This window comes from Aquimarina amphilecti, assembly GCF_900109375.1.
Lineage (GTDB): Bacteria > Bacteroidota > Bacteroidia > Flavobacteriales > Flavobacteriaceae > Aquimarina > Aquimarina amphilecti.
Window position 1 is genome coordinate 281,711 of the sequence record NZ_FOAB01000004.1, and the last position, 22,873, is coordinate 304,583.

General features: G+C 32.6%; 21 protein-coding genes. 2 read left to right on the forward strand and 19 right to left on the reverse strand.

The window, feature by feature from the left end; all coding sequences use genetic code 11:
* Positions 1 to 41: 41 nt before the first annotated feature.
* The 5 genes from BMY33_RS11915 to BMY33_RS11935 all read right to left on the reverse strand — a co-directional run bounded on the left by BMY33_RS11915 (position 42) and on the right by BMY33_RS11935 (position 6,901).
* Positions 42 to 1,454 (reverse strand): amidohydrolase family protein, encoded by a 1,413-nt coding sequence (locus BMY33_RS11915; RefSeq protein WP_244543010.1) that lies wholly within the window; start codon positions 1,452 to 1,454, stop codon positions 42 to 44.
* Complete coding sequence (locus BMY33_RS11920; RefSeq protein WP_091408679.1) at positions 1,426 to 1,887, reverse strand: DUF3291 domain-containing protein; 462 nt, start codon at positions 1,885 to 1,887, stop codon at positions 1,426 to 1,428. Before BMY33_RS11920 ends, BMY33_RS11915 begins: the two co-directional genes overlap by 29 nt.
* Positions 1,888 to 1,917: 30 nt before the next feature.
* The gene (locus tag BMY33_RS11925) at positions 1,918 to 5,214 is read right to left on the reverse strand and encodes an amidohydrolase family protein (protein WP_091408681.1); all 3,297 of its coding nucleotides are present in this window, start codon (positions 5,212 to 5,214) and stop codon (positions 1,918 to 1,920) included.
* A gap of 115 nt (positions 5,215 to 5,329) precedes the next feature.
* Positions 5,330 to 5,908 (reverse strand): YdeI/OmpD-associated family protein, encoded by a 579-nt coding sequence (locus BMY33_RS11930; RefSeq protein WP_091408684.1) that lies wholly within the window; start codon positions 5,906 to 5,908, stop codon positions 5,330 to 5,332.
* A gap of 123 nt (positions 5,909 to 6,031) precedes the next feature.
* A complete protein-coding gene (locus BMY33_RS11935; RefSeq protein ID WP_091408685.1) occupies positions 6,032 to 6,901 on the reverse strand; it encodes a hypothetical protein in 870 nt (289 codons plus the stop codon).
* 367 nt (positions 6,902 to 7,268) lie between these two features.
* On the opposite strand from BMY33_RS11935, the gene BMY33_RS11940 reads away from it, so the two are divergent.
* Positions 7,269 to 8,906: an ABC-F family ATP-binding cassette domain-containing protein gene (locus BMY33_RS11940; RefSeq protein WP_091408688.1), complete on the forward strand. Its 1,638-nt coding sequence runs from the start codon at positions 7,269 to 7,271 to the stop codon at positions 8,904 to 8,906.
* A gap of 28 nt (positions 8,907 to 8,934) precedes the next feature.
* Here BMY33_RS11940 and BMY33_RS11945 read toward each other — a convergent pair whose 3' ends face one another.
* The 11 genes from BMY33_RS11945 to BMY33_RS11990 all read right to left on the reverse strand — a co-directional run bounded on the left by BMY33_RS11945 (position 8,935) and on the right by BMY33_RS11990 (position 19,711).
* The gene (locus tag BMY33_RS11945; RefSeq protein WP_091408690.1) at positions 8,935 to 10,065 is read right to left on the reverse strand and encodes a glycoside hydrolase family 26 protein; all 1,131 of its coding nucleotides are present in this window, start codon (positions 10,063 to 10,065) and stop codon (positions 8,935 to 8,937) included.
* 97 nt (positions 10,066 to 10,162) lie between these two features.
* The gene (locus BMY33_RS11950) at positions 10,163 to 10,696 is read right to left on the reverse strand and encodes a CIA30 family protein (protein ID WP_244543011.1); all 534 of its coding nucleotides are present in this window, start codon (positions 10,694 to 10,696) and stop codon (positions 10,163 to 10,165) included.
* An 18-nt stretch (positions 10,697 to 10,714) separates the two neighbouring features.
* Positions 10,715 to 10,882 (reverse strand): Lacal_2735 family protein, encoded by a 168-nt coding sequence (locus BMY33_RS23275; protein WP_139195645.1) that lies wholly within the window; start codon positions 10,880 to 10,882, stop codon positions 10,715 to 10,717.
* 85 nt (positions 10,883 to 10,967) lie between these two features.
* Positions 10,968 to 11,693: a sulfite exporter TauE/SafE family protein gene (locus tag BMY33_RS11955; protein ID WP_091408692.1), complete on the reverse strand. Its 726-nt coding sequence runs from the start codon at positions 11,691 to 11,693 to the stop codon at positions 10,968 to 10,970.
* 72 nt (positions 11,694 to 11,765) lie between these two features.
* Complete coding sequence (locus BMY33_RS11960; RefSeq protein ID WP_091408695.1) at positions 11,766 to 12,062, reverse strand: ankyrin repeat domain-containing protein; 297 nt, start codon at positions 12,060 to 12,062, stop codon at positions 11,766 to 11,768.
* A 5-nt stretch (positions 12,063 to 12,067) separates the two neighbouring features.
* Positions 12,068 to 12,877 carry an arginase family protein gene (locus tag BMY33_RS11965; RefSeq protein ID WP_091408697.1) on the reverse strand — a complete coding sequence of 270 codons (810 nt, stop codon included), beginning with the start codon at positions 12,875 to 12,877 and terminating at the stop codon, positions 12,068 to 12,070.
* A complete protein-coding gene (locus tag BMY33_RS11970) occupies positions 12,877 to 14,517 on the reverse strand; it encodes a M1 family metallopeptidase (RefSeq protein ID WP_091408699.1) in 1,641 nt (546 codons plus the stop codon). The genes BMY33_RS11965 and BMY33_RS11970 overlap by 1 nt, the downstream gene beginning before the upstream one ends.
* Before the next feature lie 11 nt (positions 14,518 to 14,528).
* Positions 14,529 to 15,467 (reverse strand): alpha/beta hydrolase, encoded by a 939-nt coding sequence (locus tag BMY33_RS11975; RefSeq protein ID WP_091408702.1) that lies wholly within the window; start codon positions 15,465 to 15,467, stop codon positions 14,529 to 14,531.
* A 44-nt stretch (positions 15,468 to 15,511) separates the two neighbouring features.
* Complete coding sequence (locus BMY33_RS11980) at positions 15,512 to 16,852, reverse strand: M28 family peptidase (protein WP_091408704.1); 1,341 nt, start codon at positions 16,850 to 16,852, stop codon at positions 15,512 to 15,514.
* A gap of 47 nt (positions 16,853 to 16,899) precedes the next feature.
* The gene (locus BMY33_RS11985) at positions 16,900 to 18,714 is read right to left on the reverse strand and encodes a T9SS type A sorting domain-containing protein (protein WP_091408706.1); all 1,815 of its coding nucleotides are present in this window, start codon (positions 18,712 to 18,714) and stop codon (positions 16,900 to 16,902) included.
* Positions 18,715 to 18,802: 88 nt separating this feature from the next.
* Positions 18,803 to 19,711 carry an NAD(P)/FAD-dependent oxidoreductase gene (locus tag BMY33_RS11990; protein WP_091408708.1) on the reverse strand — a complete coding sequence of 303 codons (909 nt, stop codon included), beginning with the start codon at positions 19,709 to 19,711 and terminating at the stop codon, positions 18,803 to 18,805.
* Between the two features lie 133 nt (positions 19,712 to 19,844).
* Here BMY33_RS11990 and BMY33_RS11995 point away from each other — a divergent pair, with 133 nt between their 5' ends.
* Positions 19,845 to 20,225 (forward strand): Fur family transcriptional regulator, encoded by a 381-nt coding sequence (locus tag BMY33_RS11995; RefSeq protein WP_091408710.1) that lies wholly within the window; start codon positions 19,845 to 19,847, stop codon positions 20,223 to 20,225.
* Between the two features lie 119 nt (positions 20,226 to 20,344).
* Here BMY33_RS11995 and BMY33_RS12000 read toward each other — a convergent pair whose 3' ends face one another.
* From BMY33_RS12000 to BMY33_RS12010, 3 genes are all read right to left on the reverse strand, one after another.
* The gene (locus BMY33_RS12000) at positions 20,345 to 21,391 is read right to left on the reverse strand and encodes a beta/gamma crystallin-related protein (protein WP_091408712.1); all 1,047 of its coding nucleotides are present in this window, start codon (positions 21,389 to 21,391) and stop codon (positions 20,345 to 20,347) included.
* A gap of 629 nt (positions 21,392 to 22,020) precedes the next feature.
* Positions 22,021 to 22,320: a hypothetical protein gene (locus BMY33_RS12005; protein WP_091408715.1), complete on the reverse strand. Its 300-nt coding sequence runs from the start codon at positions 22,318 to 22,320 to the stop codon at positions 22,021 to 22,023.
* Positions 22,317 to 22,820, reverse strand: coding sequence for a hypothetical protein (locus BMY33_RS12010; RefSeq protein WP_139195646.1), 504 nt, complete (start codon positions 22,818 to 22,820; stop codon positions 22,317 to 22,319). Before BMY33_RS12010 ends, BMY33_RS12005 begins: the two co-directional genes overlap by 4 nt.
* Positions 22,821 to 22,873: the final 53 nt, after the last annotated feature.

The window sequence follows — 22,873 nt, forward strand, 5'->3', positions numbered from 1 at the left end:
TTAAGATAAAAAATAACAGTTGATATATGTCAAAAAATAAGTTAATCAATTTGCATTTTTTTAGGATCATAAACCTGACTTCCTTTAATTACTTTGTAAATATCTTGAGTATTTTTAATACGTTCAATTGGATTACTGTTAAGGATAACTAAATCAGAATTTTTTCCAATTTTTATAGTGCCAGATATCTCATCTTTTTTAAGAAATTTCGATCCATTGTATGCGGAGGTTTGTATAGCTTCTAAAGGTGATAACCCGGTTGACACTAATGCTTCAAGTTCTTGATGTAATGAAATGCCAGAGTATGTATAAGAGTTGTAAGCTCCGCTATCTGATCCGGCTAACAACCTTACATCTGCATCGTGTAAAGATTTTGTAAGGGTTTTAAAAAAAGTATTTAATTCTTTTCTTGTTTTTTTAGCTTTCTCCGAGGCATTTAAAGCACGTTTAATTCGACCCTCATATGTTTTAATGATTCCTTTTCCAATAATTTTTAAATAAGGATCTTGAGTATGATCAACCTCGTCTAGATAGCTTAAAATATTACCAATGTGTAATGTTGGAACAACATAAGTATTTGTTTTTTTAAGATTTTGAAAAGTATTCTGAGCCGTAGAATCGTTGTAACTAATAATTAGATCATCCATAGCATCCCAGAAACCCAATTCTTTTTGGATAATTGCTTGTGTGATTTCTGATTCTTTGGTAGAACAACCTTTCAACACATAATACAAATGTTCAATTGCTCCAATACCATAATCTAGTGCTTCGTTAAGTTCTACTGTAAATGGCATATGACCTGAGGAAATCATTTTTCTATCTGTGGCTTGTTTTAATATTTCTAAGTAATTTTCTCTAGATATTCTACTATCGTATATTTTTACAAAATCTGAAGGGATTTTTTCTAAAGAATCTAATGCTTTGGTAATATCTTCTGATGATTCTATAGGTAAAGAACCTGCCCAAGTAGCATTTGTTCCATCTAGCTTAGGACCAGAGGTATATATAGTTGGTCCGACCAATGTGTTATCATTTATTTCCTTTCTCCATTTTAAAATTTCTAATGTTAAGTCTCCTCCTGCATCTCTTACAGTTGTTATTCCATTAGCAATAAAAAGAGGAAGTAGATTACGATTTTCTTCTATCAAGGATTTTCCACCTCTAAGATGAATATGATTATCCCAAAAACCCGGAAGAAGGTATTTATTCGTTCCGTCTATTTTATTTTTAGTAACATAGTTGTCAATACTATCATATGCTTCAATTTTTGTGATTTTCCCATCATTAACATATACCGTTTTGGTTGTAATATTTCCATTTTCAATCTCGATTAAATTGATATCCGAAATTACAATATCGTAGTGTTCCTTTTCTTTTTTAGAACAGCTTACCGTACTAAGAAGTACAACTATAAATAGTACTACTTTATAGTTTTTGATAATTAATAGCATCATCTTTCGAGAATTTACTTTTAAATGAGAATGCATAAGGAGTTTCTCCATGTTCTTGCAGATAGTATAGTCTTTCTTTAGCTTCTTCCGGAGAAGGTTCATGACCATTTTCTACAAACCAAAATGCCATATGCATTCGAGGCATTTTATGAAACCATTCTTTTTTACGCTTTAAAATTTCTACGTGGACCGTTTTATAAGTAAAGTTAAATAGTGCATCCATATTTTCCCAAACGGACATATTGATTATCAAAAAAAGGTTGTCAAAAACAGTCATTGCTGTGGCATTTCCTTCATCTCCTTTTAGTCTCCATACAAAACCATCACTTTTTTCTGCCAATTCATTGATACGATCTAAATTGTTTACAAAATCAGCCATAATAGGATCATTAATGGGGGCTAACATTTCAGCAATATTTACCTGTGCTAATTGCATATTTTTTGTTTTTGATTGTCTAATTTCTTTTTAATTATGACCTAGATGACACCCGCAACCTGGTTTCATAAAACTCTGAGCCGTTTCGTGCCAAGGAAAAGCTTTGTTAGATTTAGAATTTTCCCACCAAAACTTTGATCTTTCTTTTGTAGTATTCCCAATTTCATTCATGGTTGCAGTATCATACAATCGGCCATTAACCATAGTATATTTTACTGTTTCTGTATTTCGAATATTTTCTAAAGGGTTTTTATCCAGAACGATTAAATCCGCTAGTTTTCCTTCTTTAAGCGATCCTATATCATTACCCGCACCGATATAATTAGCACCATTTATGGTTGCAGCTTGCAATGCTTGCATATTGGTCATACCACCTTGTTGAAGCATCCATAGTTCCCAATGAGCTCCAAGACCTTGTAATTGACCGTGAGCTCCTAAATTAACTTTGACACCTTCATTGGTCAATTTTGTCGCAGTTTTAGAAACCAAAATATGTCCATTTTCATATTCTTCATCGGGAACCATTGTTCTATGACGAGATCTAGCATCAACGATAGATCTTGGCGTGTATTTTAATAATTTTTCATTTTCCCAAATATTATCTTTTTGGTAGAAGAAATATTCTCCATTCATTCCTCCGTAGTTTACAATTAATGTGGGTGTATATCCTGTTTTACTAGTTTTCCATAACTCGTATACATCTTTATAAACTGGTGCTACTGGTATATTGTGCTCTACACCTGTATGTCCATCCATGATCATACTCATATTGTGGTAAAAAGTAGAACCTCCTTCGGGAACGACATTAATTTCTAATTCGCGAGCAGCTTGCATAACCTGCTGCCTCTGATCCCTTCTCGGTTGATTATAACTTTTTACTGATTTAGCGCCAAATGCTTTTGTTCGACGAATGGAAGATCTAGCATCTTCGAGATTATTTACAACTGCTTTAAAATCTCCGTCCGCACCGTATAATATAAAACCAGTAGAATAAAGTCTAGGTCCCACCATTTTTCCACTTTTTAGTAGTTCCGAAATACTGAAAACAGTTTCCGTATTTGCAGAAGGGTCATGAGCAGTTGTTACCCCAAAAGCTAAATTAGCATATAGTTGCCAATGCTTCTGTGTCGTTAATCCATATCTAAATGCTCCAACGTGTGCGTGTGCATCTACGATACCGGGCATAATTGTTTTTCCTTTAACGTCGAATACTTTTGCATTTTGTGGAATGCTAATATCACTTGTTTTTCCAATCTTTTCTATCGTGTTTCCATTTATGATAATAGTTCCCTCTTCAATTACATTGTCACCTTCCATGGTGATGATACGCGCATTAGTGAATACAATTTTTCCTGTTGGTATATCTGTTTCTGTAATTAAATTAATAGAAATTCCTTTATCAGTTACTTCTCCTACTTTTTCGGGAGAATTAGGTAAGAATGTAAACCTATCTTCGATTTTATTTGAGAAATACTGATTCCCAAGCGTCCAGAATACTTGTTTGCTATTTTTGGACCAGTGTAAGTTAATACCAGCGTCTTTAGAAATTTGAGAGACAGGAACTAATGTAGATTTATTATCTAAATCAATTGTTTTTCCATTAATAATTAGGGGAGCTATATAGGCTTTGTGTAAATGGGTAAAAGCGATCCATTTATTATCAGGACTCGGTACTAATCGGTTTGCGTATTTTGATTTTATATGCGATTTTTTGTCTTGTCCATTAAGATCTGCTGATTTCAATTCTTTAGTTAGACTTCCAAAGTAAGTTCCTCCTGTTTGATAGAAAATACGTTTCCCATCTTTCGTAAAATTTGGATATTCTCCTTCCCTTAAAACTAGTTTTGGATTATTTCCGGAAGAAGACATGGTATAAATACCAGTTTTTTTACTAAAACTTCTTCCTTGGTCATTATTTCCACCTTCTTTTCGATACGTAATCAAGTTACCAGAAGGGTTATAAGAAGGTGTTCGGTATATGCCTTTTTCTGAGGTCAGTTTTATAGGAGTTCCTCCTAATACAGGGATTTTACAAATAGAACCAAATGTTTCATCGTTCCAAGTTACAAAAACTACATGTTGTCCATCTGGAGAGAAACTTGGTTCAAATTCAAAATCTGAGTTCTGAGTAGTCAATCGTTTAGGTTTACCTTTAGGTAATTTTTTACTCCATAGATTCCCTAAAGCACTAAAAACTAATGTTGTTCCGTCAGGAGAAGTTACTGCATGACGAATAACTTTAGCTGTAAACTCTTTTGGGGCAACAGCTGTATTAAAATGAACGGTTTCTGCTATCTTTAGAGTAGCATCTACCGTAAATTCGATGTTGGTAACGCTAGAATCTTTTATATTAATTTTATTAATTTTTCCTGAAGACCAAAATACGATTTCATTATTGTTTGGCATCCAGCTATAATTAGGATATACTCCAAAGATTGCCCAAGCCTCTTGCTGATCTTTATTTAATTGATCATAAATTGGCCATTCTTCTCCAGTTTCTAGATCGTGGATATATAATACTGTTTTTGTGCGTACACGTTTTACAAACGCTAGTTTTTTACCATCTTTAGATATTTGGGGTCTTGCAGCACCTCCAGGACCTCCAGTTATTCTTGTAGTTTCTCCGGTTTCAAAATCGTATCGTTTGATTACATAAATCTGTTTATTTGGATCCTTGTTGTATTGAAAAAAACCACCAGGATAAACATCTTCACTATAGTACATATATTTTCCATCAGGTGAAATACTAGGTTCGTTTACATCTTGTTGATCATTTTTTCTTTTTGTAAGTTGTACTCCTGAGCCTCCAGTAATATGATATTGCCACATTTCTCCAGCTCCTAATGAACGCTGAGATGTAAAGTGTTTTCTAGCAATAAGATAATTTCCATCTGGCATCCAAGTTGCATTGTTTAATAATCTAAATTTTTCTTTAGTTATTTGTTTAGCATTGCTTCCGTCGATATTCATTAACCAAATATTATCTCCGCCACCAGCATCACTCGTAAAAGAGATTTTTGATCCATCTGGACTAAAACGTGGTTGAACTTCAAAAGGAATTCCTGTACGTAAGGTTTTGGCTTTTCCTCCTGTTACGGGAATGCTATAAATATCTCCCATAAGATCAAAAACAATAGTTTTTCCATCTGGACTAACATCGAGATTCATCCAGGTTCCTTCATCTGTAGTAAAGGTATGATCCTTATAGTTAAATTGACCATTGGGATTAGAAACATCCCATGCAGAGTTCTTTTTGTCTTTTTGCGCTTGGGTATTAAATACTAGAAACAACCCTAGGAATAGGGTAGTGATGATGTGTTTGTGCATTGTATATGATTTATTAAAATCGAAAATAATGAATTACACAACAAAATGTCTTAAAGTGTTGTTAATGGAAATGTTTGTTCTCTAATATTAAAATTAGTATTTCTTTTTGTTCAAGTTATCTACCATTATCTCTTGTTTTGATATTAGCTTTGCAAAGTCTTATGATTTCTGAAATTCTTTTGTCTCTTGTTTCTTGACGTTTGGCCTGGTTTAGCCAGTATAAATAGCTTTTTCGATAACTTCGTGAGAAATTTTTATAATTAGTGTATGCTATTTTACTTGTATTAAAAGCTTTTTGTAAATCCTCCGGAAGAATACCGTTTTCTACATTGTCTAAAGCTCCCCAAGACCCATTTTCTTTGGCTGTAGTTATCGATTTTAAACCACTTTTTTGCATTAAATTATTCTTGACCAAGTCTGCTATATAAGTTTTATTTACTTTGCTCCAAACACTTTTTGGTTTTCGTGGACAGAAATATTGCCTTCTTCGTTTATCATCTAATCTTTTTACAGTGGAATCTATCCATCCATAACAGAGTGCTACCTTTACAGCTTCTTCCCAACGCATACTAGGTTCTTTACTTTCTACTTTATAAAAAATCAAATACACTCCTTCAGAATTCGTATGATTCTCATGAAGCCAAATACGCCATTCTTGATCATTTTTGAAGTATAACTCAGGTTTAGTGATCATAAAGATGATTTAAATATGTTTTTATATTTTAATGATGAAGTTACTAATTTTAGTGAAATAAATAATCCACCACACATTTGTGTAAATGTATGGTGGATCTTATTATTTGTGTAATATGTTCTTCTAATAGAATCTAGTGTAGGCTCTAAAAGATCCACTACTAGTTGGTCGAGTTCTTTTTACTTGTCGTTCTGTATTTGTAGAAGTATAGTAATAGTAGTACCAGTATCCATTAGGTAGATCTACCTGATATTTTAATACCCATTTCCAGTCGCTAAAAGGCCAAGAAGCAGTATTTTCCCAAGCGTAGAATTGTAATCTAGTTAATCCACAAACTACATTTGTACGAGTATAGGTGTCATCAAGTTCTTTCCAATCTCCACCATAAATAGAGCTTCTGGTTAAAGAATACCATAATCCATCATCACAGTAACGAATATCTGTAGGAGTAGAGGTAACTGGTACTCCACCACAGTAAATGTTTCTAAAGTCTGTGGAACCGATATCATAACAAGCTTTTTGATCAATTGATTCTGAATAATTAGGATCTTTGATTTCTAATAAAACTCCGCTGGTTTCAATATTTCTTCCAGATTGCTGTAGTTCTGAACCTTTAGCTGTTTTAGCAACTCGTTCAGGGATGGATACAGAATTCGATGTTAAAGCGATAAAAAGATTAAAAGGTGACTGCTCTATGCTATGTAAACTTTCTTCAGCATTTTTAGAAGCATTCCCGTATAATGTTTCTGCCACAATCATCTCATCTTCGTCGCCTAATGCAATAAAATGATATTCGTGACCATCTTTTTGAATTTTTGCAACTTCATATGAAGTCTGATCTAGTTCATCTACATATTTTGCATTTTTAGTTGGAGTTTCCTGTAACTCCTGTAATTGTTCATCTTGTAGCTCTTCTTCATTTTTTTCACAAGCTACTAAAACAATACCAAGGATGAATGCAATGGTAAGTGTTTTGAAAATTGATTTTTTCATAATTAAAAGGTTTTAAAAGTATGTAATTAATAAAGGTCTTCCGGAATTGCCTTTCTGAGAACAAATTTATTACGTAAGTGTCTGTAATACAATCAGTAAATAACGGTTTTTGTATAGTTGTAACACCGATATTATTAGGGTTTTTTTCCCTTGTTGATATAGTCTGTAGCGAGAATATAATGGATGTTAATAATATGTTTAGCGATTAAGATTGATTGTGTATCAATATTTCTATTCCTTTTAGAATAATGTTTACATATAACCCTAATAGTTATAAAATGATGTTCAGTTAATTCTCTTTTTATATCTTTTAATTCCTTTGTAGTGATCCGCTTTTTTATAGTTTTGCACTTTAAAATAAAATAATATGATTTCTGTAGATGGAATTGCAGTAGAGTTTAGTGGAGAAACATTATTTAGCAATGTCTCTTTTGTGATTAATGAAAATGATAAGATTGCCTTAATGGGTAAGAATGGAGCTGGTAAATCTACAATGATGAAGATTATTGCCGGTGTACAGAAAGCTTCTAGAGGAAATGTACGTTGTCCTAAAGAAGCTGTGATTGCATATTTACCTCAGCACTTGTTAACGGATGATGATTGTACTGTATTTGAAGAGGCATCTAAAGCGTTTGGTCAAATTCATGAGATGCAACAAGAAATGGATCGATTGAATAAGGAATTAGAAACTCGTACGGATTATGATTCGGATGAGTACATGGGAATCATTCAGAAGGTAACGGATCTTGGAGAAAAGTTTTATGCTATAGAAGAGGTAAACTATGACGCAGAGGTAGAAAAAGCTTTACAAGGATTAGGGTTTAGGCGAGAAGATTTTACAAGACCGACTAGTGAGTTTAGTGGTGGTTGGAGAATGCGTATTGAACTTGCTAAAATATTATTACAAAAACCTGATTTAATTTTATTAGATGAGCCTACGAACCATGTAGATATAGAATCTGTAATATGGTTAGAAGATTTCTTGTTAAATAAGGCGAAGGCCGTTATTGTAATTTCTCATGATAAAGCATTTATAGATAATATTACTAATAGAACCATTGAGGTAACTATGGGAAGAATCTATGATTACAAGGCTAATTACACACATTATCTTCAACTAAGAGAAGAGAGACGTTCTCATCAATTAAAAGCATATCAAGAACAACAAAAGTTCATTGCAGATACCAAACAGTTTATAGAAAGATTTAAGGGCACATATTCCAAAACGAATCAAGTAAACTCTAGAGAACGTATGCTAGAAAAACTAGATATTATAGAAATCGATGAAGTAGATACATCTTCTTTAAAGTTACGATTTCCTCCATCGGCTCGCTCTGGTGATTATCCGGTTATTGCAAAAGATTTATCAAAAAAATATGATGAACACGTAGTTTTTAAAGAAGCTAATATGTCTATAGGACGAGGAGAAAAAGTCTCTTTTGTTGGTAGAAATGGAGAAGGTAAATCCACCATGATCAAAGCAATTATGGGAGAGATTGATTTTGAAGGTCAATGCGACCTTGGACATAATGCTAAAGTTGGTTATTTTGCTCAAAATCAAGCTGCTTTACTGGATCCAAATCTCACTGTTTTTCAGACCGTTGATGAGGTAGCAAAAGGAGATGTGAGGACACAGATTAAAAATATATTAGGACAGTTTATGTTTAGCGGTGATCATATCGATAAAAAGGTTGGCGTGCTCTCTGGAGGAGAAAGAACACGTCTAGCAATGGTAAAATTACTTTTAGAACCTGTAAATGTTCTTATTCTTGATGAGCCAACAAATCATCTTGATATTCGATCTAAAGATGTTTTGAAAGAGGCATTATTGAATTTTGATGGGACATTAATATTAGTTTCACACGATCGAGATTTTTTAAGAGGATTATCCAATAAGGTATTCGAATTTAAAAATAAAAGAGTAATAGAGCATTTCGAAACTATTGATGCATTTTTAGAAAGAAACAGAATGGAAAGTCTAAAAGAAATGGATTTAAAAGCGTAGTTATTTTTAACCCTATAAATTATGGTTTTTACTGCGTATCGCTGCTTAATAAGATCGTACCTTTTTCTAAAAAACCTCTAAAGTTTTCAACTGAAGGATGATTTAAAAAAGGAACATGGAAAAAAGAAGGAGTATCATTACGCCAAACCATGGCATATGATATACTACTGCTTCTGATTGCTTTATAAAGGCTTTCTGTCCACCAATCGTTCCGAGTTACATTCGTTAAACCAGTTTCGGTAAGTGCAAAAAGTCTGTTTTTATCAGTAGCAATACTTTCTACTATTTGTAAATTATTTAGTGCATTTTGTAAAAATCTTCCATTCATAAAGTCATATACATCAACACCGAACATATCCACATAGGAATCACCAGGATAATTTCTCATATATTCAGAAGCATCAGAAACCCAATTAGGGGAATATATATAAATCAAGTTATGTACGTCCAAATCTTCAGATAAAATTGTAATTGTATCTCTGTATAATTGAATATACTCATCAGTAGTTCTAAAACCTTCTCCCCAATAAAAAAAGTCGCCATTCATTTCGTGCCAAGGTCTAAATAGTATAGGTATTGGTTTTCCTTCTGAATCTTTTAAATTTTTAAAAAGAGTAGCTATTTTTCCTAACGACTCTAAAAAAAGATCTCTAAACTCTCCACCTTCTAGCATATCAGCCACTACATTATCTCTTCTTTCAAAACCTTGTATATGACTAGGATTTACTGCGTGCCAGGTCATAGTAATAATACTTCCGTTTTCGTGTGCTTCTATTACCGAATTAGAGAACTTTTCTATAAAATTGTCAATAACTAAGGTATTTTGAAGTGATATAAGTTCTAAATCAAAACCGGCAATCGCAGGATGATCATTAGCAACTTCATAAAAATCATTATCAAGTTTATCGGGCATGGGAAAGTTATTTCCTGTACCAAAAGCTTCTTGTCGTCCAAAAGCAATACCTTTTTGTGTAGATGAAATTAATCTAGTGTATAAATCTTTTGCTTCTTGACATATATTAGGGTCTGCAAAAATACCATCATGAGAAATTGTAGGAGGAATTCTTTCGGCATTTGGGTCATATAAGCTTTGATCATCTGTAGAACAACCTAGGAATATCAGAATGCTCAAAAAAAGTATCCCAAAGCCTTTATTCATGATTTTTATTTCTCAGTCGAATAAATAGAGATATCATTACAGATGAGTTCTTTTAAAGTTAAATAAAAAGAGTCCCATGAGGTTCTAATACAATTACTTATTGTAGGGATATTTTATCAATTTCTAATTTAAAATTTTCAGCTTTCTTATTTCCGATCAAAAAGGCAATTTCTTGCATCTGTTCTGATGGATAATTTGGAATACTTAGTTTTCTTCCTCTAAATGCAGGATACATTTCGGATAATGAGATTTCAATAGTTTGCCACTCACCAGTGGTTTCAAAAAGTGCTATGTAAGAATGCCGATCATAGGCATTAGTTTTTGTCCTAAATTGGTAAGTCGTTTTATCTCCTTTCAACCGGATTATAACTTTAGTATATTCTCCAACTTCTTTAGTGTTAAAACGGTACCTCAAAGATGCAAATCCACCGTTGTTTTCTAAAGAAACAGTGCCTTTAAAAATAGCATTTCCATCTTGGTTGATTTCTAATTTTGCTTTGGATATCCCACCCATAACTCCATCATTAACAACATTCCAATTGGATAAATTACTGTTTGCGTCAAAGTCAAAAATTACTAAAGAAGGTGTCATTAGCATAATAAAGATATATGATGTTATATAATTGCTCATTTAATTGGTAATTGAGAATTATTCAGGTAGTTGTTCTATCTTTTTTAAAATTTCTTCAGCTTCAGCTTGTTTGTTATCACTAGCTTTGCGATTTGTATGGGAGAGTTTATAGGATTCCTCCATTAACGAGCGATACTTTTTTTGAAGTTGTTCTTTCTCTGATTTTTTCTTAAATAATGTAAACATAACTAACCTTTTCTTATAAAGGTAAAGCATAAGGCTTTAAACAGATGAGAAAGTTATCTTAAATAACATTAATATAGGATTTAAACTATCGGAATAAAATTACAATTCCTCCAATAGCTGTCATAATTAGAATGAACTTTCTATATTGTTGATCTTCAAATAATTTAACAACTCTTAACCCTATTATAAATCCCAGTAGTACTCCTGGAATTAAATATAAGTCCGTAAGTATTGATTGTTGGGTGATTGTTTTCCAACTAAAAATATGAAAAGGTAATTTGATTAAATTGATAATAAAGAATAACCAAGCAGCAGTTCCTATAAATTCATTTTTTGGTATGCGCATTGCAAGGAAAAATATATTAGAGAACGCGCCGGCCAAGTTTCCAATCATGGTGGTGAATCCTGCTAAGAAACCAGTTGACCCAGCAAACCAAATAGCATTTGGAATGTTTTTCTTTTCATAGCGCTCCCAAAGAAACATAATTATTACACTCACAATTATAATGACTGCCATTCCTTTTTTAAAAACTTCTTCACTAAGATCTTTTCCAACGAAAACAGCGACCAATACTCCTGCTATCATCCAAGGAAGAAATTTAATTAAGTATTTCCATTGTGCATGTCTATTATAATATATCACTGCGAGTATATCTGCAAAAATTAAGAGCGGTAATACAATACCTGTAGAAGCTTTAGCTCCGTGTACTAGTACCATTAATGTAACGATAAGAACTCCCATTCCTTTTAAACCAGATTTGGACATACCCAGTATGATGGCAGCTATAAAAGAGATGATGTAAGCGGTCATTTATTGTTCTTCAATTTCTATGTTTAATCTCTGTTTTTGTCAAAAACTAATGTTGTTCAAATGTATTTTTGTTTATGACTTTAGGTAAAGATTTAATAATTTTAAAGCTTCTTGATTTTGTTTTTCAGTTGCTACTGATAACGCTGTATCTCCGCTAAAACCTTCTTTGGCATGCACATCGGCGCCATTCTTTAATAGAAATTTGGCAATGTCTATATTTCCAAATCGAAAACTTTCAATAAGAGGAGTTGTCATTGCTTCTGGGTGTTGATAATTAATGTCAACACCAGTTTTAACATAGTATTTTACCAATTCTAAATCACCAGTTTGTGATGCTAATAACATATCTTTCCAGTTACCTCCTGACATAACGTTTATTTGTTAATTAATAATTCAATAATTCCTTTTATAGGGTGTAATTCGGAAATCTCTGTGGTTATCGATTCCAGAGCACTACTGCCAACTATAGAGAAGTTTTGTTGTAATGCTTTGATACAAGTTTCAGCTTCAGGAATAGTAACACCATCGGTTACTTGATAATAAGTCTTATTATAGTCATTGGGTTCTAGACAATCAAAATCAAAATGTAGATATAGGTTTGTTATCTTTTTTGACTGTAATGTGTTTATCAAATCAATAATATTGGTTTTTTTAGGGGCATAAATTTCCCCAGTATCAATTCTGTTTTGTTCTGTGTCATCTATATCTCTAACCCCAATATAATGTATCTGTGAAGCTTCAATAGTAGAGAACAGTAGATTGTTCATGTGTTCTGAACCTTCACCTAATAAGGTTCTCAATGGCATACCATGAAAATTACAACTAGGAGAGTCACAAGGTTTATTAATATCTGCGTGTGCATCAAACCAAATAACACCGAGATTGGTATATTTTTGATTTAGATAAGAAACAGGAATGATTTCTAACCCGCAATCTCCACCAATGGTTTTGATTGTTTTAGGTTGTTTTTGACTAATGCTTGTTTTTAAGCGAGTTAATTGTTCATTGATTGCATCATAATTATTAATATGATGTTTCTTTTCTCCATTTTTTCCGGCTGTTATTTTTGATAATGGAATATGAACAAATTCTGGATCATCTAAGTAGTCTAAGATAGTTCTAGCTCCATCTTCTATGCTTTTGCCAGTTCCAGATCCTTGCCACTGAGGGAAATATATTTTCATTAAATAGATTTAGCATTTATATAAAAATTCGGATCAATATCAACTTGATTTACTTTTACCTTTAGTACTTGCCAATTTTTATTAGGTTGTATCCATTTGTTTTTTCCATCTACTTTTAAACGTATAGGCATATCGAAATCTTCTACAATATCAATGTATCTATATCTTAACCCAGTATCATCAAATCCATACTCTAAGGTAGGTACTCTGGTATCTCTTAAGTATTGATTAAAAAACGCAGTTAGATCAATGTTGGTTTTTTTACTAAGGAAGTCTTCGATCTGTTTAGTAGTAACTGTCTTATGGTAAAATTCTTTATTTAACTCTCTTAAGATAGTTCTCCATTTCTCATCATCTTCTATAAGTTGACGCAAGGTGTGTAGCATATTAGCACCTTTATAATACATATCACCAGATCCTTCATGATTTACATCATATTGACCAATAATTGGCTTGTCATTTCTAATTCCTTGACGGGTACCAATAACATATTCCGAAGAAGCTTTTTTTCCGTAGTAATAGTCTAAAAATATATTCTCCGAATATGCTGTGAAACTTTCATGTATCCACATATCAGCAATATCCTTATAGGTAATATTATTAGCAAACCACTCATGACCTGATTCATGAATAATGATAAAATCAAATTTTAATCCCCATCCAGTACCGGATAAATCATTCCCTAAATATCCGTTTACGTATTTATTTCCGTAGGTGACAGAACTCTGATGCTCCATCCCTAGATATGGCACTTCTACAAGTTTAAAACTATCCTCATAAAAAGGATAAGGACCAAACCAATGCTCGAAGGCTTTCATCATTTTAGGAGCATCTTTAAACTGTTTTTTTGCAGCTTCTAGATTATCTCTTAACACATAATAATCCATGTCAAGATTTCCTTTTTCACCATCATACTGCTCCCCAAAATGTACATAATCGCCTATATTAATATTAACACCATAATTATTTATTGGATTTTGGACGAACCAATGATATGTTTTGGTATTTGGCTTTTTCTCCTCAACTTTCCGAAGTCTACCATTAGAAACATTCATTAAACCTTTGGGAACAGTAACACTAACAAGCATACTGTCTACTTCATCATACATATGATCTTTATTGGGCCACCATACACTAGCTCCTAAACCTTGACAAGATGAAGCAACGAAATGTTTTCCATTAATGTCTTTTTTCCAAGAAATCCCTCCATCCCAAGGCGCACGAACTGCTTCACGTGGGTTACCACTATAATAAACTTCTATTGAATTGATACTTCCTTTTTTTTGTTTTTTGGTAAGCGTGACAAAATGAGCATTCTCTTCAGAGATTACTTTTAGTTTCTTTCCATCTTGTATTACTTTTTCTATAACTAATGGTGGCTGAAGGTCTATCTGTAGCACATTTTCGTTTTCTAATACCTTATAATGAATGGTGTTTTTTCCTTTTATCGATTTCTCATCTGGATCTACAGATATATCTAAATGATAATAAGTAAGATCCCACCAAGCTCTCTCCGGAGTTATAGAACCTCTTAAAGAATCTTGTCTTGTGAATTTTTGATGTTCATCAAAAAGAGAGGTCTGTGCACACATTGGAGATAGTCCACAAATAAAGCATACGATTGAGAAAAATTTATTCATTTTTGTTTAATTTATTGCAATAAAAATTCTAGTGGAATATGTATTCTTTCATTCCAACTCTTTTCATCATGAGATGCACCTTCAAATTTTTTAGTGATCCAATTTACTCCTTTTTTATATCCTTTGTCTAGCATCATTTGATCTACTTGCTTTTGATAAGGCTCATACTGTGCGTCTAGCGTTTCTGTTCCGAAATCAAAATATATTTTGTGAGTTTTTGGGTCGGGAAGGGTAGAAGGTAGTGTTTTCATATATGCTTCTCCTAGTACAGGAACTGGCCAATGAGTAGAAACACAACCAGCAGCTCCAAATACTTTCGGATATTTGCAGATTGCATAAAGAGATATCAATCCACCCATGGAAGATCCCATAATAGCCGTGTTTTCTACTGTGGTATATACATTATAGGTTTTATCAATAAATGGTTTTAATTCTTCTACTAAAAATTTCAAATATTCATCAGAATATAAATCATCAAACCCTGTGTTTTGTTTTAAAGCAGCTTTCACTTCTGCACTACTGGTTGCTTCAGCTGGAGCTTCTGGCATGTATTCAGAAAAACGTTTTTTTACCGTATTCCAAGGAGCCACAACAATAGTATTTTTTATTTTTTTTAGTTTAATTAAACTATCTATAGCTTCATCTACTCCCCAATCAATACCGGTATAAGAAGTTTTTGAGTTAAAAACATTTTGTCCGTCATGCATGTATAATACATTATATTTCTTTTTTGAATTTGTATCATATCCGTCTGGGAGAAATACTTCTACATTTCTCGGGATTACGTGTTCTGATTTAAAATTTTCATGTATTATAACTTTTCCTTTTGTATCGGCAGGTAGTACCGCAGCAATATCAGTTGAAACTAATGGTTTCTTTTTGTCTGATTCTTGTTTACAGGAGATTGTGCAAAGAAGAGAAAGGATGGCTATAAGTTTTAAGATTTTCATGAATTATGTGGTTAGGTAAATATGGTTAATATGCTGTAAAAAGTTTATTTTCTAAATATACCAGAAGGGAACACTACTGGACTTTCATGTCCGTTTTTTCCAACTGCCGCTATACCAAAAAAGTAATTGTCAATAACAATGCCATCAAGTGTAAAGTTATCTACATTGCCAACAAATCGGCTGTGATCCCAAGTTGGAGAAGTGGTATCTCTCCAATAAATTTTATACCCTTTGATATTTGGATCGTTTACTTTTTTCCATTTAAATTTAGCTGACGGTTCCACAATTCCTCCGATTTTCACTTCAGTTGGAGTAGGAGGTGCCCACCCAATACTTGCCATATTTATTGCATTTACTGCGGTTAATTTTGCAGCGTATTCAAAATTTACATGTTCGACTACATCTCCATATTTGATCCCATTTTCTTCTCTGATATCTTGATGCTGCTGTGTATAGTTTTCGTGTGCTTCCATAATACGAATTCCAGCAAAACCTGCGTCGTTAAAAGGACGGTGATGACCACCACGACCAAAACGGTCTAGACGATACACCATCATAGGATTCATCTCTGGCATATATGTTTTAGTAGTTTTATGAATGTATCGAGCTAATTGACGAGAGATTCCATCTATTTCTCCTCCATAAAAACGTCTTCTTTCTACTGTTTTTTTATCATCTGTAAGATTGGTAGGCTCCGAGAAAATTCTGAATGTTCTATTATCTATAACGCCATCTACTCCTTTGATATTTCCGATCATATCATTGTTCATTACTCCAATGATTTCCCAATTTTTCGTTTTTGCGTAGTTTGCTAATCCTTTTCCTCCAAAAAGTCCTTGCTCTTCCCCAGATAATCCAACATATACTATACTATTTTCGAATTTATATTTTGATAAAACTCTTGCTGCCTCTATAGCACCAGCCATACCAGTAGCATTATCATTAGCTCCAGGAGAATCGTCGGTGAAATTAGTTGGGTCAGTGATACGCGAATCAATATCACCACTCATCATAATAAATCGATTAGGGTATTTGGTTCCCCGCTGTATCGCTACTACATTAACTACCATTACATCTTTTATGATACGCTGATTAGCACCTTTTTTTACCAAATCTTTTTGATAAAATACCTCAAGACAATTGTTGCAACTTTTGGAGATATTATCAAACTCTGATTTAATCCATCTTCTAGCTGCACCAATTCCTCTGGTTGTAGAAACTGTATCACTTAGAGTATGTCTAGTGCCGAAACCAGCTAGTTTTTTTATGTCAGTTTCAATTCTTTCTGAAGAAATCGCATCAATGATATCATATATCCGTTGGTCGGTTTGTGCAGTTAAAACGATAGAAAATAAAAAGAGTGTTGTAGTAAAAAATGTCTTCATCTGTGTTAATTTGATCGCCTAATTTAAGTAAAAGGGATCATTAGAAGCTATTCCTTAACAAATTTATAAGACCATACACTAGTTGCATCTTTAAGGGATAAAACATAGAGTCCTGCACGTAGATTCGAAATCATGATTTTCTCAGAAGCTATTCCTTGTGTTAGTTTCTTACCTGTAAGATCGTAGATAGTATATGAATAATCTCCGTTAGATGTGGAGAAATGGATAACATCTTTTACCGGGTTTGGGTAGGTCATAGGTACAGGTTTTTCTTCTACGGTCTCTATTCCTAAAGTGTTACTAAATTCAGATGCGCCCAGATCAATTATGTTTACAAATCTGTTATTACCATTATAATCCATAGATCCATGTGCGGATATTGAACCGTTAGTAGGGAAATTGGTGTCCCAGAAAAGATCAGTCCACGTGGTAATATCGTTTTGGATACTACCGGCATCGATAGCAGCAGAAGAAGATGTTAGGATATCTAAATTACCGCTATCTGGATCTATAAAATTAGGATTCTGTGTAATTGATGACCCAGGAACAGATCCAGAAACGGAACTTCCCCACCAAAGATTAGTTCCCCAGTTATTATTAGTATTAGAACTAGGGTTAAAATTTTCATGACAATCAGATGTAGAAGTTTCACCAAAAAAAATATTATTGGCGACATGACTATCTTTTACTCGATTCTGAAATACCACTTCGCTTCCCCAACCTTTATTTTTATAGAAAGAATTATTATAAATATATATTCTAACCGCATCACCACCTCCGCCATCAGGATCATCTTCTGTAGAAGAATATCCTCCAGTAATAACTCCATTTTCTTTATTGTTGTATACGTAATTATTAATCATAAGAATATCGGATGTTTCTCTAAATTGATTTTCACTTCCAAACTCAAAACCGAGATCATTTTCCGCTGATAAATTACCGTCAAATATAATATTACGCCCTCCATCTACATAGAAACCACCTGCGTTTCCTTCATTATTATTAATTTCAGATTGATACCAAGGGTTTTCAGGAACGCCTAGAGATGGATTACCAAAAATGGTGTTACGAATAGAACGATTGCCTTTTACAATGCCATTTCTGACTTGATTTTTATCACCACAAGCTGCACAAACATCATCTTCAAAACCGATAAAGTCAAATCCTATATTGTTATTATCATGCACATAGTTATTGATTACTTTAAAACCGTTTATGTTTCCGTTTAAGGTAAATGATTCACTCGATGAGGTCACACATTTATATACTTCATTGCCTATTAATTCTATATCTTGAATTCCAGAAATGGTATCACCATATACAGCTATTCCATTGGCTCCAGGACCACATCCACTATTCTGCGTACAGGAGGAGAAATTATTTATATCGTGGATTTTATTGTTTCGTATCACCAAATTAGTACAGCTACCTGCCACCAAGATACCAATAGGTGTACTATTATCATTGTTTACTGGATTGGGTGTTTGGTAATTTTGTAGTTCAAAACCATCTATGATAAGATTACTAGCTCCAGAAATTGTAATTAATCCTTTTCTTCCTGTCGGTATGATTGAGCTTGCATCTATAATTACATTTCCTATAGCTTGTACTTTAATTGGATTGCTAGAAGTTCCTGAATCTTTATTTCCATTAAATGTTACAATCTCTGTATAAGTTCCTGCTTCTACATTTAGGATGTCACCGGGTTCTAATTGATCTACTCCATATTGTATAGTTTCCCATTGAGATTCTTGTGATCCATCATTATTATTGTTTCCGGATCTGTTGGATACATAATATGTGTTTTGAGCAGTAACCATATAGTATGAAATTGAAAAGAGTAGTAGGAGATAGTTTTTCATAATGATTTGGGAATGTGGATTATACCCATAACGTTAGAAAAAGAGGAAAAAGTATATGTTATCTTAGATACATTAAATTCTCATAATTTTAAAATTGTTCGTTGGCTAATTCACGATTTATTACTGCACCGGCTATGTTTCCTGAGGCAACTGCATTCGCTACAGAACGCATTGGTGAACAGTTATCTCCACAAGCAAATACACCTTCTATTGTTGTTTTATGCATCTGATCTACTGTTATATATCCTTGTTCGTTAAGTTCGCACCCTATTAATTCTGGTATGTCGGAGCTTTGTTTAAATTGAAGTACAGCATACGTAGCTTCAAATGATTCTTTACTACCATCATTAAAAATCACATTCTTAATATTTCCTTGTTCGTGTTCGATTTCTGAAATTTCTTTTTCAACGATTTTTATGTTGTTCTTTTTTAATTTTGATAGTTGTTCAGGATTAAAACCAGTTTTTCCTCTAGTTAATATACTAATATCGTTGGTAAGATTACTTATTAGAGGAGCTAAGTGAAAAGCTTTTTCTCCATTTGCGATAATTCCTGTTTTCTTACTTCTTATTTCGTATCCATGACAATAAGGGCAATGGACAACTGAAATACCCCAACAATCAGAAAATCCTGTAATGGTTGGCATTATATCTTTTATACCAGTAGCAAAAATCAATTTTTTAGCTTCAAATTCTTTTCCTGAATCAGTCAGAATATGAAAAGTATTGTTTGTTTTCATTCCTTTGATGGCCCTGTCATTGATAAAATGTACGGTATTGTATTTTAGAACTTGTGATTTCGCTTTTTGCGAAATTTCATTTGGTGTTGCACCATCTTGAGTGATAAAATTATGTGAATGAGGTGTCTGTTGGTTACAAGGCTTGCTGGTATCAATAATTAAAACATTACGTAATGATCGCCCCAATGCCATAGCAGCTGATAAGCCTGAGTAGCTTCCTCCTATTATTATTACATCGAGTTTTTTTGGAATATTCATTCTATAATATGTTTAAAGTTATTTATATAATCTTAATGATGATTTTATTTAATGCAAATATGTCGCATTAATTAAAGCAAATATATAAATGTTTTGTATTATTGCAAGAGTGTCGCAATAAATATTTTTTGTAATGAAAAGAAGAAATACGGCTACCAAAGAAGCAGTTCTCTCTGTGTTGAATGCATCTGGTAAGGCAATGAGTCAAAGTGCCATTGAAAAGAAAATTAATGTAGATATTAACAGAGCAACTATTTACCGAGTGTTAAATAATTATTGTGAAGATGGTATTTTACATAGAATTGTCGCAGATGATGGGAGACAATATTTTGCCATTTGTTTAGAATGTGATGAAGACCGTAAGTCATTGCATCATTTTCATTTTCGTTGTGAAAAATGTGAGACAATCTCATGTTTACCCGAGCCAGTTAATTTTTCATTATCAAATGATTATATAGTAGAAAAAGTTAATTGTATTCTTACAGGAGTTTGTAAAGATTGCTCTACATCTTAACATTATTCTCGAATGGTTATTATTATCCCTTGAACTTTAATTAAAATATTTCAATCAGAGTCCAAGGGATGTATTATAAATGAGATCTATTTAGTTTAGGTGATTTATCTCTTTTTGATTTACTGAGCTATTGGCGTAAATTTTTCAACAATTACCATCCCTACAGCAGCACTTTTGCTCTCAATAGTTACATTTTGTTTAGTTGTCAGATCGGTTCCTTTTAGTCTTAACGTATAGATTGCATCGATTGTTACTTGTTGAGGAGTAAGAGTCATAACGGCTTTTGCAATATTTTCTGGCGGAACACTCACATTAAGTTCTTTAGAAATATTGATAGTTTTTGTTTTGGATTCTTCTTTACCAAAAGTAAAGGTATTCTCAAATGTTGTTGTTACTGTTTGTTCTACACTAGCACTCAATGGACCAAGTTCTACTCCTACATTGGCAGTTGTACTTATTTCAAGTCCAAAAAGAGTAGAATTACTAAACGATCTAGTAAAAGTCTCTTCATATGCAGTTTCTAATGTTAGATTAACCTGCTGTTCTAAACTCGATCCGTTTTGAGCAATACTGTCTATGATAATAGGTTCTCCATCTCTGGTTACCGAATTGGTGTATTTAATATTAGTTACTTCTAAATTATTTTGTACGATTTGCACGCTAGAAGCGACATCATTAAATCCAAAAATTCCTAGGTCTTTGTACTCTCCAGCATCTAGAGTAAGAGAAGGACCCTGGCGATTCGAATGTTTGAAAATTGTTAAAGTCACTCCTTCAGGGACTTTAACTGATGAAAAAACATCGTGTTTAATAAAAGGAGAATCAAAGTTCGTAACCTGTCCTGTTCCTGCTAAATTTTGTTGAATCCCTTTAAAGTGAGTATTTGTATAGAAGCTGATAATAGGAAAAATACTTGAGTCGTGATCAAATACCTTTACAGAGTCAATCTTATTATCCATAGAACCAAAATTCGGATATTCTCCTGGGAAAAGAGTAAATGATCCATCTCTGAAACCTCTGGTAATGAAAAATACAGCATAAGATCCAGGTTCCACTTTTACAGAACTTAATTTGTCGATACCAATAGGGATGACAGGATATTTACCTGCTTTAAGCTTGGCTTGATTTCCTTTAAAATTTTTGTGTTCATAAACTGTTACAGACATAATTATTTGTGTTTTAAGTAATGAGAAGAGAAATATTCTATGATTGTTAACTAAGTCTCATTGGTACAAACATTTTGTTTCTTATATCACGAAATATTATACTAGGATATCTTTGAACAATCCGATATTACCTTCTCATTACTTTGGTTAAAAAATATTGTTATTTGTTGATTCAAAAATGTGAAGAAATAGGAACTCGCACTATTATAAAACCGGCAAATGATTATATCTTCCCGACAGGGAAATTTGATTGGATTAAGCGGGTGGTAAAGATCCGCCAAAAATTAGTTGAATAGCTTTTTTGTGGGGTTTTGTGCTTATTTTTTTTGAATAAATTTTTGAATATTTTTATCAAAAAACATCATAAACTGATGATTTGATCTTATAATAGTAGAGTAGGGGATATATAGGTTAATTCTGATGTGTAGAGCATAAAAAGTATACCAAATTAGTTTAATTACTTTTGAAAATTCTTTTTAAAAGAGTATCGACTAATATATATTGAGTTCGTTTTTATGAATATTCCTCATAGATTTTATATGATATATAATTCCTGATATTTTATCTAGGTTTTGTTTGACTCTCCTTATTGTTAGCCTTTAATATCATATAACATTTAGGATAAGTTTTTATTTACCAGTAGTTAGTTCAGGACATTCATCTTGTAGCATTGTCATATATATCAACTGAAAATAAAACGGATGAACTTCATTTTTTTTATTTAATACTGGAAAGCCTTGATCTTGATATTCATTTTCTAGAGCTTCTTTATTAGCTGTAATAACTTCATTAGTACAAACTTTAGCATCTTTATTAGAATTACTTTCAATGCATTGGCAGGCTTGTATGGCTACAGTAGTAGTTATAGATTCTGAGCAACTGGTAATAAAAAAAGTTAAACTTAAAATTAGTAATCGTATCGTTTTCATAATTGAATTATTAGATAGATAAAGAAAAAACTTATAAATAGTGGTGCGAAAATTATCAAAAGACCTTCTAATTGCCTTTTATTAGCAACAAACTCGTGAACACTTTGTGTGTATGTTGTTTCTAAGTTATGGCGGTCTCTTACAAACCTGAAAATTTTTACATTGCTTATTTTCTTCTTTTCATTATAATTATATTTCTTATGTATATTTTCGGTGTTCATAAAAACAGTAATCTTTCTGTTTTTCCAGTTAGATATGATATCATATGTAGGCTTGTAGCCTATGGAGCTAATTGTTATGTGTTTAGCAAGTTCTTCGTTGAAAAAAGTGATATAGTATTCATAAACATTTGCACCCATACCATAATAGTTAAAAACTTTTTTAAGAACTTCCGTAGTTATCACTTTATCTATTTTTAAAGAGATTTCTTGCCAACTAGAGATTTCTTTATTTACTAATTTGATATAATACTTTTCGACGATAACCTTTAGGTATACCATATATATTATCATTGGAATTATAAGATAAAGCAGCTTAAAGTTAAAGTTGAGGC